Raw genomic sequence first — 13767 nt, forward strand, 5'->3', positions numbered from 1 at the left:
GACGTTGCGGCGTCGATACGGTTAGTATTCAGGGTTTTGGCCCCTTTTCGCGTGCGTTCCGCCACGGCGGGTACGGGCCGGCGCGCGCATCGATTACACTTCGGCGTCCGCGGCGCGCGACGATGCGGCCCGTACAGATTTACTCCGAACCATTCCTGAGGAAACGATGAGCGACGTTCAGCAAGGCATCCTGGCTCCGATCGACACGGCAGCCCGATACCTCACTTTCACGATATCGAATGACGGCAATGTGGCAGCGGCGCTGGCCGCGCTGCGCGAGATCGTCGACGGGCGCGACACGGTCGTCGGTTTCGGACAGTCGCTGGCCGCGCACCTCGGGCGCCCGGTTCCGGGCCTGACCGGCTTCCCGGCGTTCGCGGTGAAGGACCGCACGCTGCCGGCGACGCCGGCCGACGTGTGGGTCTGGCTGCGCGCCGACGACCGCGGCGAGATCGTGCTGCGCGCACGGGCGATCGAACGCGCGCTCGCGCCGGCATTCGCGCTGCAGGATGCCGTCGACGGGTTCCGCTATTCGAACGATCGCGACCTGTCCGGCTATGAAGACGGCACCGAGAACCCGGAAGGCGACGACGCGGTGGCTGCGGCGGTCGTGACGGGGCAGGGCGCGGGGCTCGACGGCGCGAGCTTCGTCGCGGTGCAGCAATGGCTGCACGACTTCGACCAGATGGAACGCATTCCGTCGGGTGACATGGACAACATCATCGGGCGCCGCCGCTCGGACAACGAGGAACTCGACGATGCACCCGAGTTCGCGCACGTGAAGCGCACCGCGCAGGAAAGCTTCGAGCCCGAGGCGTTCATGCTGCGCCGTTCGTCGCCGTGGTCGGACGCGCGTCGCGCGGGCCTCTACTTCGTCGCGTTCGGCTGCTCGTTCCGCGCGTTCGACGTGCAGATGCGCCGGATGAGCGGTGCGGACGACGGGATCGTCGACGGCCTGTTCCGCTTTACGCGGCCGCTGACGGGCGCGTATTTCTGGTGCCCGCCGATGAAGGGCGGCAAGCTGGATCTGTCCGCGCTCGGCCTGTAAGCGCCACGCGGAATCGATGAACGGGCGGGTCGCGCATCATGCGTGGCCCGCCCGTTTTGCATGTCAGGCGGCGATCGCGTGCCGCCTGTCGCCTGCCGCCTGTATCAGTTCAACGTCGTTTCGATCCGCGTGCCGCGCTTGATGAACTGCGTCACCGGCGTCTTCTCGCAGATTTCCGCGAGACGCTGGCGTTGCGCGTCGTCGAGCGGGCCGTCGAGCGTGACGACGCGGCGCACGTATTGCACGCCTTCGCGATCCGCATGCAGCTCGGTGCGCACGGAGATGCGCACGGCCGGCCACGTCTTGCGCTGCATGACCATGCGCAGCGTCGCGGCCGTGCATTGCGCGAGCCCGGCCAGCACGAATTCGTACGGCGCGGGCCCGCGATCCTGGCCGCCTTCGCGCGGCGCTTCGTCGCCGGTCAGCGCGTGCGTGCCGGCCTGCAACTGGACGACGTAGTCGGGCGCGTCGGCCTCGAGGACGGCGGCGGCGTGGATGAGCGACATGACAAGTCTCCGGTGAGCAAGAAGGAAAGAGGGCGCCGCGTGGCGGCATGCAGCCGTCAGCATACCGTCCCGGGCGCGACGGCGCGCGCCGTGCCGTTATGCGTCGGTGACGCCGGCGCTGCTGCGGACGAGTGCGGCGACGCGTTCGCGCACCCACTGGTGCGCGCGATCGGTGTCGCGCGATTCGTGCCAGTACGCGAACAGTGGAAACGGCTTGAGCCGCAGCGGCAGCGGTTGCACGACGATCGGCAGCAGTGCGGCCATCCGCAGCGCATAGGTCTGCGGCAGCGTGACCAGCAGATCGCCGGCCGCGGCGATCTGGCATGCGGCGAAATAGTGCTGGCAGGTGAGCCGGATGTCGCGGAAGCGTCCGTCGTTGCCGAGCAGCACGTCGAGCGATTGCGGTTCGCCGAGCGACGACACCGCGATATGCTGCGCCGCGAAATAATCGCCGCGCCGCAGCGGGTCGCCCGCCAGCGGATGATCGCGGCGCAGCGCGACGACGAGCGAATCGTCGAGCAGGTGTTCGGTGGCGATGCGCGAGCCCGTCTGCACGCGACGGTCGACGACGAGATCGATGTTGCCCGACGCGAGTTCGCGCTCGATCTCGGATACCGCGACGCGGCGGCTCACGAGCCGCAGGCCTGGCGCTTCGTCGGCGAACGCGGCGACGATGCGCGGCAATGCAATCGATTCGAGCACGTCGCGAATGCCCACCGCGATGCTCAGGTCGAGCGTGGCGGGATCGAATGCCGACGGATCGCGCACGGCGCCTTGCAGGCCCTTCAGGTGCAACTGCACGTCCACGATGATCGACCGCGTGCGCTCGGTCGGCACGACGCGGTTGCCCTGGCGCACGAACAGCGGATCGTCGAAATGCGCACGCAGCCGGTTGAGCGCATGCGTGACGGCCGGCTGCGTGAGATGCAGCGCGCGGGCGGCCGCGCCGATGCCGCCGTGCACGTAGACGGCGTCGAGCACGCGAAACAGGTTCAGGTCGAGTCGATGATCGGCGGGCACGGCGCGCGGAGGGCGTGGTAAAGGACGGCTCGATTCTAAAGGATGCGCAGGCAACGGATGCGCTGGGGCCATCGCGTGCGTTCGATGCGTATCGATTCCGTATCGAACCGATACGCGAGTGCCGCATTGCCCGATGCGCAATGCAATCGAACCCGCCCGTCATGACGCACGACAGCCGCAATAATCGACCGCATCGCGCACGCGATTCTGTGCTGGCATACCAGTGGCCGCCGACAGCCTGTAGTAATCCGCCATCATGCTGTCCACGTCGGCCATTTCGTGCCAAAGGCGCTACCCGTTCGGCTAAGATGCCGTCGCTTCATATTTCGGGATAGCCGTCCTGTCGCACGCATTCAAACCAAATATAAGCCTGACAGTTCGACGGTATTAGAAGAAGTCGAACAAGTCGGGGGCTTGGCCAGTGAATGCAGCAGATCAGCGGTGGGTCGTTATCTATTTGAGTACGGGGTTTTCGTTAGCCCAGGCCGCGCGCCTTGGCGAGGCCTTCAACCTGGCGAATCGCCTGCATGCGTACAGTGCGGATTACCAGTTGAAGTACGTATCCGAAAGCGGGGGACTGTTGCAGTCGTCGTCCGGCGTGAGAATCGCAGCGGATCCGCTCGGCGACGAGCACGGCCGTCGCGCGCTCGCGTTCTTTCATCTTCATGGCGATCGCGCGGCCGTCAACTGGGATGACGCGTTGCAGCGGCGCCTGACGGACATTCGTCATCATGCGCGGTGGATCGTCGACGCGATGGATCTGCCTGCGCTCGCGGCCACGCATCGGCCATCGGCGACGCTCGACATGCGGCCCGGCCGGCGCCGTGCCGCCGCGACGGTCGAACTGCAGGCCGGCGAGACCGACGTGTTTGCCGCCGCGCTCGACATGTTTCGCGCCGACCTCGGCGACAGCGCCGCGCAGGAGATCGCCAGCAACATGATGCGGCCGGTCGAGCAGCGCTATGCCCAGTCGATGTGGGCGTTTCGCGAACTGAGCGCGAGCCCGTCGATCCGGATGTCCGCGCAGCGGCTGCGCGCGCAGAGCGTGAACCGCATTTCGATCGCGAACGCTGCACAGGCGGCCGCGATGAGCGAGCGCAATTTCCTGCGGCGCTTCAAGAAGGAAATCGGCGTGACGCCGACCGAGTTCGTGCAGCACGTGCGGCTCGAGCGCGCGTGCCACATGCTGATCCATACGACGCTGCCGGCCGACAAGGTCGCGCGGCGCACCGGGTTCGGCAGCGGCGAGCGGCTCGCGAAGCTGTTTCGCCAGCGCCTCCTGATGTCGCCGACCGAATTTCGGCTGGCCGAACGGGACAGGATCCTGAATCACGGCACCATGCGGCCCGATGCGGACGACGGGCCTGCCCCGGCGTTTTGCGATGGCGACGGGGCGAGTTGCGACGCGTGTATCGACGCGCACGAGAAAACGGGACGGATACCCGTAAAATCGTCCTGTCGCGATCTCGATTCCCGGTTTCCATGCCCTTCCTCCCCACTACCGCCACCGCCCCTTTCTGCCCGTCGGAAGTAAAGGGCAGCATCACGATCGATGCCGCCGCGCCGCGCTGGCAGAAGCTCAAGCGCTTCTTCGGCCCCGGCCTGCTGGTCGCGATCGGCTACATGGATCCCGGCAACTGGGCGACCGACATTCAGGCCGGGTCGCAGTTCGGCTATTCGCTGCTGTGGGTCGTCGCGTTCTCGAGCCTCGCGGCGATCTTCCTGCAGATGCTCGCGGCACGGCTCGGCCTCGTCGCAGGCAAGGATCTCGCGCAGGCCAGCTATGACCGCTATGGCCGGTTCGGCCGCATCGTGCAGTGGATCACGGCCGAAGTGTCGATCATCGCGTGCGACATCGCGGAAGTGCTCGGTTGCGCGCTGGCGTTCAAGCTGCTGCTCGGCGTGCCGCTCGCGTGGGGCGTCGTGCTGACCGCGCTCGACACGGTGATCGTGCTCGGCCTGCAGGGCAAGGGCTTCCGGCAGATCGAGGCGATCGTGCTCGGGCTGATCGCGACGATGGCGTTCTGTTTCGTCGCGCAGGTGGCGATCACGCCGCCCGACTGGCACGCGGTGGTCGGCGGGCTCGTGCCGGGCGATCCGGGCCATGACCGCAAGGACGCGATCGTGCTCGCGCTGGGCATCGTCGGTGCGACGATCATGCCGCACAACCTGTACCTGCATTCGTCGGTCGTGCAGACGCGGCATGTGGTCGGCGGCGCGCGCGGCGTGATCCGCGACACGCTCGCGCTCGTGCGCATCGATACCTGCGTGTCGCTGTTCGTCGCGATGCTCGTCAATGCGGCGATCCTGGTCGTCGCCGGCGCGGCGTTCCACGCGACCGGCCAGCACAACGTGACCGACATCGAGCAGGCCTACAAGCTGATTACGCCGATCGCGGGCGGTGCGGCCGCGCTGCTGTTCGGCATCGCGCTGCTCGCGTCGGGGCAGAGCTCGACGCTGACCGGCACGATCGCCGGCCAGGTGATCATGGACGGCTTCCTGCATACGAAGATCCCGTGCTACCAGCGCCGGCTGATCACGCGCGGGCTCGCGCTCGTGCCGGCGCTGATCGGTGTGCTGTGGCTCGGCGACGGCTCGGTCGGGCAGCTGCTCGTGTGGAGCCAGGTGTTGCTGAGCCTGCAGCTGCCGTTCGCGATGTGGCCGCTGATCCGTTCGGTCAGCGATCGAAAAACGATGGGCGAACATGCGATCGGGCGCGGGATGCAGGTCGCCGCGTGGGCGCTGTTCGTCGTCATCGGCGGGACGAACCTGCTGTTGATTACCGGTGTCGCGGGCTGATACAGCCTGTCACAGGCGGACACAGACGCACGGCGCGCATGCGGTAAACTGCGGCCTTTCGATCGTCTGCGAAGTCCGTTATGTGGAGTGAAATCAGCAACATCGGCGATGCCGCGCTGACCTTGCCGATCGCGCTGACGTGCGCGGCATGGCTGGCGCTGACCGACTGGCGTCTCGCCGTCCGCTGGGGCGTGCTGCTCGCCGCCGGCATGGGCCTCGTCGGCGCAACGAAGATCCTGTATGCGGGGTGCGGCATCGAACTCCCGCAATTCGATTTCCGCGTGATCAGCGGCCATACGATGCTGTCGACGTCCGTGTGGACGGTCGCGCTGTCGATGCTGTGGCAGGCATTCCGGCCGGGCAAGGCGCCGGGTATCGCGGCCGGGCTCGCGGTCGGCGCGGTCACGGCCGTCGCGCGCGTGTTCGATCACTCGCATACCGTCCCGGAAGTCGTCGTCGGCTGGATGCTCGGCGCGCTGGTCGCGCTGGTGTTCCTGCGCGGCTACGACGGCGCGCGGCAGCGCGCGTTCTCGCCGCGTGTCGCGGCGGTCTGCCTGCTGCTCGTGTCGGGCATCGCGTACGGGCACCGCGCGCCGTTCCAGCAGATGATCGACACGCATTCGCCGCAGCTCTGCGCGTTCGTGCGCGCACCGTCGGGCGACGGATTCTGACGGTTGCCGACGGCGGCGCGTCTGCGTCGCCTTCTGGCTGCCGGCAATCGTCCGGCGGTTGCACGACGCCATGCCCGTTCATCTTCCCGATGGCTTCCGCGCCTGCGCGGAACGCAACTTGCGTCATTTCCCCTGAAAAACGCTGCGCCAGCTGGCCGGCGTACCGGCCGGCGCATCGGCGCCGGTATGCGCAAGTCATGAACAGGGATGATGACCGGGCATAACGAATATTCATTTCATCGATTGGCGTCATTCGCGTACGCTGGCTGTCGTTCAACCGGGGCCGGCTGCCCGGCTTGCCCGGCGCGTGTCGCATTCATCTCGATATACTCGCGGAAATCGTAGCGTGCCTCGCAGCGCCGATGCATCGGCGAGCGGCCCGCGTCGGCGCGATACCTACGGACACACCCGTCGCGGCAACGTTGCGCGACGACGATTCACGACAGGAGCCAGTCACATGACAGTCGTTTCTTCGCGCCTCGCAGGCAAGTGCGCATACATCACGGGCGCCGCGGGCGGCCTCGGCCGCGCGATCGCGCGCCGGATGGTCGAGCAGGGCGCGCGCGTGTTCGTGACCGACATCGCCGAAGCGGCGGTGCTCGACGCGTTCGCGCAGGAACTCAACGCGGGCCACGCGACGCCGGTCGCGTTCGCCGCGACGCAGGATGTTCGCGACGAAGCGCGCTGGCAGGCGCTGCTCGCGCAGGCGGTCGACGCGATGGGCGGGCTGTCGGTGCTCGTCAACAACGCGGGCGTCGGCTCGATCGGCTCGCCCGCGCAGATCGAGCTGGACGAATGGCGGCGCGTGATGGCGATCAACGTCGAGAGCATCGTGCTCGGCTGCAAGCACGCGCTGTCCTATCTGGCTGAGAGCCACCCCGCGTCGATCATCAACATCTCGTCGGTCGCCGCGTTCAAGGTCGAGCCGGATTTCACCGCATACAACGCATCGAAGGCGGCGGTTGCGTCGCTGACGAAGTCGGTCGCGATCGACTGCGCGCGCCGCGAGATCGACGTGCGCTGCAACTCGATTCACCCGGCATTCATCCGCACGGGGATCGTCGAGCCGCTGTTCCAGTCGCTCGGCGAACGCGACGCGACGCGCAAGCTCGCGCGCGGCATTCCGCTGCGCCGGCTTGGCGAGCCGGACGACGTCGCGCATGCGGCCGTGTATCTCGCATCCGACGAGAGCCGCTTCGTGACGGCCGCCGAACTCGTGATCGACGGCGGCATGTGCGCGGTCTGACGCGCATCCCGAACCACAACGACCGGAGGAGAACATCATGTCCACACCCGTGAACCGCCAGCTGCTGCTGAAGACGCGCCCCGAAGGGCGGGTCGGCCGCGAACACTTTTCGCTCGTCGAGACGCCGGTGCCGGCGCTCGCGGACGGCGAGGTGCTCGTGCGCGTGCTGTACCTGTCGATGGACCCGACCAACCGCGTGTGGATGAGCGACGTGCCGCAGTACCTGCCGCCCGTCGCGATCGGCGACGTGATGCGCGCGCTCGGCATCGGACGCGTGGTCGCATCGCGCCATGCGGGTTTCGCGGAAGGCGATCTCGTGCAGGGGCTCGTCGGCTGGCAGGACTATGCGGTCGTGCCGGCCGGACAGGTCGCGCAGCTCGTGAAGCTGCCCGCGCAGTCGGGCCTGCCGCTGCCGACGTTGCTCGGCGCGTGCGGGATGAGCGGGCTGACCGCGTACTACGGACTGACCGACATCACACCGGTGCAGCCGGGCGAAACGCTCGTCGTGTCGGCGGCGGCCGGATCGGTCGGCTCGATCGCCGGGCAGATCGGCAAGATCCACGGCGCACGGGTGGTCGGCATCGCGGGCGGCGCGGACAAGTGCCGCTACCTGACCGAGACGCTCGGCTTCGACGCGGCCGTCGACTACAAGGCCGACGATTTCCGTCAGCAACTGAAGGCGGCCACCCCCGACGGCGTGCACGTGAACTTCGAGAACGTTGGCGGCGAGGTGATGCGTGCGGTGCTGTCGCGGATGGTGATCGGCGGGCGCGTCGCGCTGTGCGGCGTGATCTCGAACTACAACAGCGGCCGCGCGGCCGACGACTTCGGCGCGCTGATCTCGAAGCGGCTGACGATGCGCGGCTTCCTGATCCTCGACTACCGCAAGAGCCGCGAAGCCGTGCAGACGCTTTCCGGCTGGCTGCGCGACGGCCGGCTCAAGGCCGAGGAAACCGTCGCCGACGGCCTCGAAAATGCACCCGTCGTGCTGAATCGCCTGTTCGATGGCGACCACCGCGGCAAGCTCGTGCTGCGTGTCGATCCGGATGCGTGACGGGCATGCCACACCGGTCGCGGGTTGCCGCGCGGTCGTGTCGGCGGCAGTGAGTACGATCCAGCGGGCTGCAATTTAGGACTTGTCCCATATATTGTCCGGGGCGCTCTCCCTACAGTGATTGCCAGCAAACAGGCGGTGTGACCGATGCGTCACGCCGCCTGTTTTTCTGGTGTTGCGACACAGGAGGGCGAGCATGCGAAACAAGGCGAAGCGGGCGGCACCGGTAACGGCAGACGTACGTGAGCGGGCGAGGCGGTGCGCAGATGCCGTGTGGACGGCAGCATTCGGACTCGGTGCGGTGCTGGCGATGCCGAATGCGATGGCGGCCGGACCGGCCGCGTCGGACGGCGTCGTACGGTTCACCGGCGCACTTGTCGATCGCTACGACGTGACACTCGATGCGCCGTCGGTCGCACGCCGTGACGCACCGGAGGGGGCCGGCAGCAATGCGACGGCCACGCTCCGGTTCGATGCGCATGGCCGGCGCTTGCCGGGTGCGCAGGTGACGCTGGTCGGGGCCGATGGTGTGCCGTTCGCGCCGGATGCCGGCGCGGGCATGCAGGCAACGTGGCGCGATGCGCGCGACGGGCGAAGCGTGCCGCTGGCGTCGGGCCGTGCCCATCGCGTGGGTCCGCATGGCGGCGTGATGACGGTTGCCGCGGATGAAGCAACGGGCGCCGTGGCGCCCGTCGTGATCAACATTCGTCATCCCTGACCGGCGATTGCCGCAGGTGTGCGGATTGCCGTCGGCCGGTGGCGCGGCACGCGGCCGCGCGGTGCGTCATTCGCCCTGTTCGGAGCGTGCGTAGATGTCCCAGCTCGCCATGAAGAGCGCTGCGACGAGCGGCCCGATCACGAAGCCGTTGATGCCGAACAGCGCCATCCCGCCGAGCGTCGAGATCAGCACGACCCAGTCGGGCATCTTCGTGTCCTTGCCGACGAGGATCGGGCGCAGCAGGTTGTCGACGAGGCCGATCACGCCGACGCAGAACGCGACGAGGATCACGCATTTCCAGACCGCGCCGATCATCAGGAAGTAGAGCGCGGCCGGCACCCACACGAGGCTCGCACCGATCGCGGGGAGCAGCGACAGGAACGCCATCAGCGCACCCCACAGCACGACGCCCTCGATCCCGAGGATCCAGAAGATCAGGGCGCCGAGCGCACCCTGCACGAGCGCGACCGCGATGTTGCCCTTCACGGTCGCGCGTACGACCGTCGTGAATTTCGCGAGCAGCAGGTTCTTGTGTTCTTCGTCGAGCGGTATTGCGCGACGTACGCGGCGGCCGATCTCGCCGCCGTCGCGCAGCAGGAAGAACACCATGTACAGCATCACGCCGAAGCTCACGACGAACTGGAACGTGTTCTGGCCGATGCTGAGCGCCTGGGTGGCCGCGAACTGGCTGATCTGCGCGGCGCCGTCGGTCAGCTTCTTCTGGATGCCCGGGATGTTGGTCAGCCCGTACTTCTGCAGCAGGTGCTGGATCGACGACGGCAGCGCGTGAATGATGTCCTGGAAGTATTGCGAATAGTTCGGCTGCGCGGTCTTGATTTCCTGGTACACGTACGCGATTTCCTGCACGAGCGTCGCCGCGACGAACACGAGCGGCAGGATCACGATCAGGATGATCACCGACATCGTCACGAGCGCGGCCAGGTTGCGCCGCTTGCCGAAGCGCGCGGCGAGCCAGCGCTGCACGGGCTGGAACAGGATCGCGAGAATGGTGCCCCAGAACACCGCGCCGGAGAACGGCGCGAGGATCCAGCAGAGTCCGACGGTGACCGCGGCCAGCAGGAAATAGAAGAATTTTTGGTGATCGTGTCCGCTTTCCATGGATGGCGTTCGCGCAGATTGTTGCTTCGTTTGATTGAATTGCGTTGCCCGGGGCGCGATCGGCTCGCAAACGTCACGGGTTCGCGGCGGTACGCGGCGTGGGGCGGCCCGAACGGGAGTATGCCCGCAAAGGCCCCGCCATCATAGCCGCTGCGTGTGACCCATGCGAAAACGCCGCGGCCGGGGCCGCGGCGCTGCCGGGAAGCGGGCGCGGCGCACAGCCGCGCGCCGCATCGTCAGATGTTGAGCTTCGTGACCTTGGTGCCGTTCACCGACAGGTCGCCCATCAGGCCGGCGTTGGTCAGGACAAGCACCTCGACCGGGGCGGTGGCCGTGGTGGTGTCGACCGCGCCGTTCGCGCCGACCTTCACGACCGCGACCGATGCGTCGGCGCCGGCAGCCCAGCCTTCGGACTTGCGGAACGCGTCGAGCGCATCCTGCGTCATGAACAGGAACACGATCGCCTTCGATTGCGCGCCGGCCTGCAGGCCGACCGACAGCGACGACGTGTTGTAGTAGCCGACGGTGCTGCCGCCGACGCGCAGCGCGCCATTGCCGGACTGGCCGCCGACGATGAAGCCGGCCTGCAGCACGTTCGGGAACACGAGCGTGCCGCGCGATTTCGCGACGAGCTCACGCGAACCCGGCACCGTCGAATAGAGGCGCGACAGCGTGGCGTTCACGCTGGCGTCGATCGACTGGCGCTTCGACGCGCTGGTCGATGCGTTCTCGGGTTTGTCGGGCGTGGTCGTACAGCCGGCGAGCGCGAGGCTGCCGAGCATCACGGCAGCGGCGGCTTTCATGGCGAGGGATTTCTGCATGGCGGTTCTCCTTCGTTGTCTGATTGAGGACGGACGGTGCGGGCAGCGGGGCGGCCGGCCCCGTTCAACGGCGGGAAAGGAGCAGGCCCGCAACGAACGCGAGGCCCGCGACGACGCCGGCGGTTTGCCAGGGGTTGTCGTGCACGGCCTGCGATACGCGTTCGGCCGAATCGCGCAGCCGGGCGGCCGCGCTGCCCGACGCGTAGTCGAGCGCGCTGCGCGCTTCATCGAGCCGGGATTGCACTCGCTTGCGCAGGGCGGCGATATCACCATCGCCATCGTTTTTCAGCAGATCTTCCAGTTCGTCGACCAGCCCGCGCAGATCGTCGGTCACGTCGGCATGCAGGTCGCGGGCGGCCGAGCGCGTCGTGCGCCCCACGCGCCGGCCGGTGCGACGGATGTCGGACAGGCCGCGGTCCAGCTTGTGTTCGATCGAGTCGGTAAGCGCCATGGTGTTTATCCTCCATTGATTCAAGGCAAGTTTGAAGATAAGACGAATCCCAGCAACTAATGTGATTCACTTGACCCGATTGAGTTTCGAGACAATTTTTCAATTTGTCGGCAGGATCGCCGCGAAGCCCCGTCGCGCGGGGCCGTGCGGCGGTTGAAAAAATTTCCCGATCGGGCGAAACGCGTACAACGGCCGGTGGTGCGAAGTGAATGTCCGGTAAATATGGCGTCGCCAGGGGTTTCAGGTAAATAGTGCCGTTGCAGGCGATGTGCTGATGCAAATGCACTAATCCACGGTGTATCGGCGAGCAGGGTTCGTGCCCGCGGCCGGTGCCGGGCCGCTGTCGCCCGGCGCAATGTCGATGACGATGGGATCGTGGTCCGACGAGCGGTATGCGTCGGGTGCGTAATAGGACAGCCGGTGCGCGGCCGTTTTGTAATCGGGCACCGGTTGCAGTGCAGCCGGTTCATCGGCATTGATGTGCCAGACATGCACGGCTTTGACACGCGCGGCGAGCGGTGGCGTGGCAAGCGCATGGTCGAGATTGCCGGCTTCACCGCGAAATACGTAGCTGTACGCAGCATCGCCGACGAAGCGGGCAACCAGGTTCGTGTAGCCGCGCGCTTCGAGCGTGCGGATCGGGTCTTCCTTCGCATAACTGTTCAGATCGCCGATCAGCAGCACGCCGTCGGCCGCGGCGCCCGTCGGAGACGTGGCGAGCCAGTCGGCGACACGCGCGGCTGCCCGCGTGCGCGCCGCATTCCAGCAGCCCTGGCCGTCGGACTGGTCGAGGTCGGCCCCCTCCGCGCGAGGACAGTTCTTCGACTTCAGGTGATTGACCGCGACCGTGAGCGCACGCGTGCCGCCGATGCGCCGGAACGTCTGCGCGAGCGGAGGGCGGTGCCGGCCGCCGAGTGCGACGGTGGCGGGGCGCCCGACCGGTTCGACCGCGCGGCTGTCATACAGCAGCGCGACCGCGATCGCATCGCGCCCGAGCCGCGCGGTGCCGGGATCGACCGCGCGCCAGCCGTCGCCGAGTTGCGCGGCGAGACGCTGCACGGCGCTTGCGTCGCCGTAGCCGTTGTTCGCGATTTCCATCAGCCCGATCACGTCGGCGCGCAGTGCGCGCAAGGCTGCGACGATCTTCGCCTCCTGTCGGGCGAACGCGGCGGGTGTTTTCGCGCCGCGGCTGGTCGGTGCGCCGAATCCGCCGCCGTGGCCGTCGCCGTTGAAATAGTTGAACACGTTGAACGATGCGATGCGCACGTCGGCATCGGGATGCCGGGCCAGTGCCGCGGCACGCGGGTTCGCGGCGGCATCGAACCTGGGCGTCTTGCCGGTAACCGGTTGCAGCCGCCACGTGCCGAAGCGCAGCTCGAGCACGCCTTCGACGCCGCGCACCGTGTAGCCCGCGCGTAGCGTGTTGGCGGCGCTCAGCGCGGGCGGCGGAAAGCGGACGGTCGCAGGGTGCGGGCGGAGCGAACCGTCGTCCAGCACGATGCGGTTGAGTGCATTGGCCGCTGCATGCACGGCCGCTTCGGCGGGTGGCGCGACGTGGGTCGGCGTGCGCAGCCGGCCGTTGCTGAGCACGACGCTGCCGTAGCGGCCGAGTTCGTAGGTATCGCTGACCGTCAGCGTTTGCGGCAGGCGCACGCGCATGGCTTCGTGCGCGGCCGGTACGGCCGGCGAGGCGAACGGCAGCGTGAGCGTTGCCGGGGTGACCGTCTGCCCGCGCGCGCAGACGGCGATGCCGCCCGACAGCGTGAATTGCGTGCGGCCGTATCGCTCGTCGACCTTGCCGGTGAGATGCACGAGATCGCCTGCCTTTGCGCGCGCGCCCGGCGCATACACGAACAGGCCCTCCGGGACGCCCGGCCTGCGCTGCCGCTGCGCGTCGGCCTGCTGGACGAAGAAGCCGCCGAGGCCGTCGGCGCTGCCGAACGCCGCGGTGACGACCGCTTCGATCGAGGTCGTCTGCCCGGCCAGCGGCGACGGGCCGCTGGCGCGGCGGATCTCGGCAATCGCCGTGGTTGCGCCGCCGCAGCCCGCGCTGACCGGCAGCGCGGCGGCCGCCGGCCCGGTAAGGAGGGCAAGCGGCAACGCAGTGGCAAGCAGCGGAAGCAGGCGTGACATGGGGCGGTCCACAGGAAGACAATTCGACGGTTCGGGCTCGCATCTTGAAGGCAAAATGTCAGGCTGCGGTCGAATTGGCCATCCGGCCAGTGTCGTTCGGCCAACGATGCCGGCAAGCCGCACCGCGGCTGGTACGCTCTCGCGTCGGGTGTCGCAGGCCGGGCGCCTGGTGAGTGCCGCC

13 protein-coding genes are annotated in these 13767 nt (G+C 67.8%); 7 read left to right on the forward strand and 6 right to left on the reverse strand.

The annotated features are described in order from the left end of the window. The first annotated feature begins 166 nt into the window (after positions 1 to 166). On the forward strand, positions 167 to 1048 hold the full coding sequence (locus BLA15945_RS18750; protein ID WP_174993115.1) for a Dyp-type peroxidase: 882 nt from the start codon (positions 167 to 169) through the stop codon (positions 1046 to 1048). 104 nt (positions 1049 to 1152) lie between these two features. Here BLA15945_RS18750 and BLA15945_RS18755 read toward each other — a convergent pair whose 3' ends face one another. Both BLA15945_RS18755 and BLA15945_RS18760 read right to left on the reverse strand, forming a co-directional pair. Continuing rightward, positions 1153 to 1554, reverse strand: a complete 402-nt coding sequence (locus BLA15945_RS18755; RefSeq protein WP_174993116.1) for an OsmC family protein — start codon at positions 1552 to 1554, stop codon at positions 1153 to 1155. Between the two features lie 96 nt (positions 1555 to 1650). Next, positions 1651 to 2574 (reverse strand): LysR family transcriptional regulator, encoded by a 924-nt coding sequence (locus BLA15945_RS18760; protein WP_174993117.1) that lies wholly within the window; start codon positions 2572 to 2574, stop codon positions 1651 to 1653. A gap of 457 nt (positions 2575 to 3031) precedes the next feature. On the opposite strand from BLA15945_RS18760, the gene BLA15945_RS18765 reads away from it, so the two are divergent. From BLA15945_RS18765 to BLA15945_RS18790, 6 genes are all read left to right on the forward strand, one after another. Continuing rightward, the gene (locus BLA15945_RS18765) at positions 3032 to 4108 is read left to right on the forward strand and encodes a helix-turn-helix domain-containing protein (RefSeq protein ID WP_174993118.1); all 1077 of its coding nucleotides are present in this window, start codon (positions 3032 to 3034) and stop codon (positions 4106 to 4108) included. Next, complete coding sequence (locus tag BLA15945_RS18770) at positions 4057 to 5373, forward strand: Nramp family divalent metal transporter (RefSeq protein ID WP_174993119.1); 1317 nt, start codon at positions 4057 to 4059, stop codon at positions 5371 to 5373. Before BLA15945_RS18765 ends, BLA15945_RS18770 begins: the two co-directional genes overlap by 52 nt. Before the next feature lie 80 nt (positions 5374 to 5453). Continuing rightward, the gene (locus BLA15945_RS18775; protein ID WP_059237372.1) at positions 5454 to 6044 is read left to right on the forward strand and encodes a phosphatase PAP2 family protein; all 591 of its coding nucleotides are present in this window, start codon (positions 5454 to 5456) and stop codon (positions 6042 to 6044) included. Positions 6045 to 6501: 457 nt separating this feature from the next. Further along, the gene (locus BLA15945_RS18780) at positions 6502 to 7290 is read left to right on the forward strand and encodes an SDR family oxidoreductase (RefSeq protein WP_046549465.1); all 789 of its coding nucleotides are present in this window, start codon (positions 6502 to 6504) and stop codon (positions 7288 to 7290) included. A 37-nt stretch (positions 7291 to 7327) separates the two neighbouring features. Beyond that, positions 7328 to 8344 (forward strand): NADP-dependent oxidoreductase, encoded by a 1017-nt coding sequence (locus BLA15945_RS18785; protein ID WP_174993120.1) that lies wholly within the window; start codon positions 7328 to 7330, stop codon positions 8342 to 8344. A gap of 196 nt (positions 8345 to 8540) precedes the next feature. Next, positions 8541 to 9062 carry a thioesterase gene (locus tag BLA15945_RS18790; RefSeq protein ID WP_174993121.1) on the forward strand — a complete coding sequence of 174 codons (522 nt, stop codon included), beginning with the start codon at positions 8541 to 8543 and terminating at the stop codon, positions 9060 to 9062. A 66-nt stretch (positions 9063 to 9128) separates the two neighbouring features. On the opposite strand, the gene BLA15945_RS18795 is transcribed toward BLA15945_RS18790, so the two are convergent. From BLA15945_RS18795 to BLA15945_RS18810, 4 genes are all read right to left on the reverse strand, one after another. Then, positions 9129 to 10181, reverse strand: coding sequence for an AI-2E family transporter (locus tag BLA15945_RS18795; protein ID WP_059237369.1), 1053 nt, complete (start codon positions 10179 to 10181; stop codon positions 9129 to 9131). Between the two features lie 236 nt (positions 10182 to 10417). Then, positions 10418 to 11002: a BPSL1445 family SYLF domain-containing lipoprotein gene (locus tag BLA15945_RS18800; RefSeq protein ID WP_059237368.1), complete on the reverse strand. Its 585-nt coding sequence runs from the start codon at positions 11000 to 11002 to the stop codon at positions 10418 to 10420. 64 nt (positions 11003 to 11066) lie between these two features. Beyond that, complete coding sequence (locus BLA15945_RS18805; protein ID WP_006487804.1) at positions 11067 to 11453, reverse strand: DUF883 family protein; 387 nt, start codon at positions 11451 to 11453, stop codon at positions 11067 to 11069. A gap of 285 nt (positions 11454 to 11738) precedes the next feature. Next, positions 11739 to 13586, reverse strand: a complete 1848-nt coding sequence (locus BLA15945_RS18810; RefSeq protein WP_174993122.1) for an ExeM/NucH family extracellular endonuclease — start codon at positions 13584 to 13586, stop codon at positions 11739 to 11741. Positions 13587 to 13767: the final 181 nt, after the last annotated feature.

Origin of the sequence: Burkholderia arboris (assembly GCF_902499125.1) — a bacterium.
GTDB lineage: Bacteria > Pseudomonadota > Gammaproteobacteria > Burkholderiales > Burkholderiaceae > Burkholderia > Burkholderia arboris.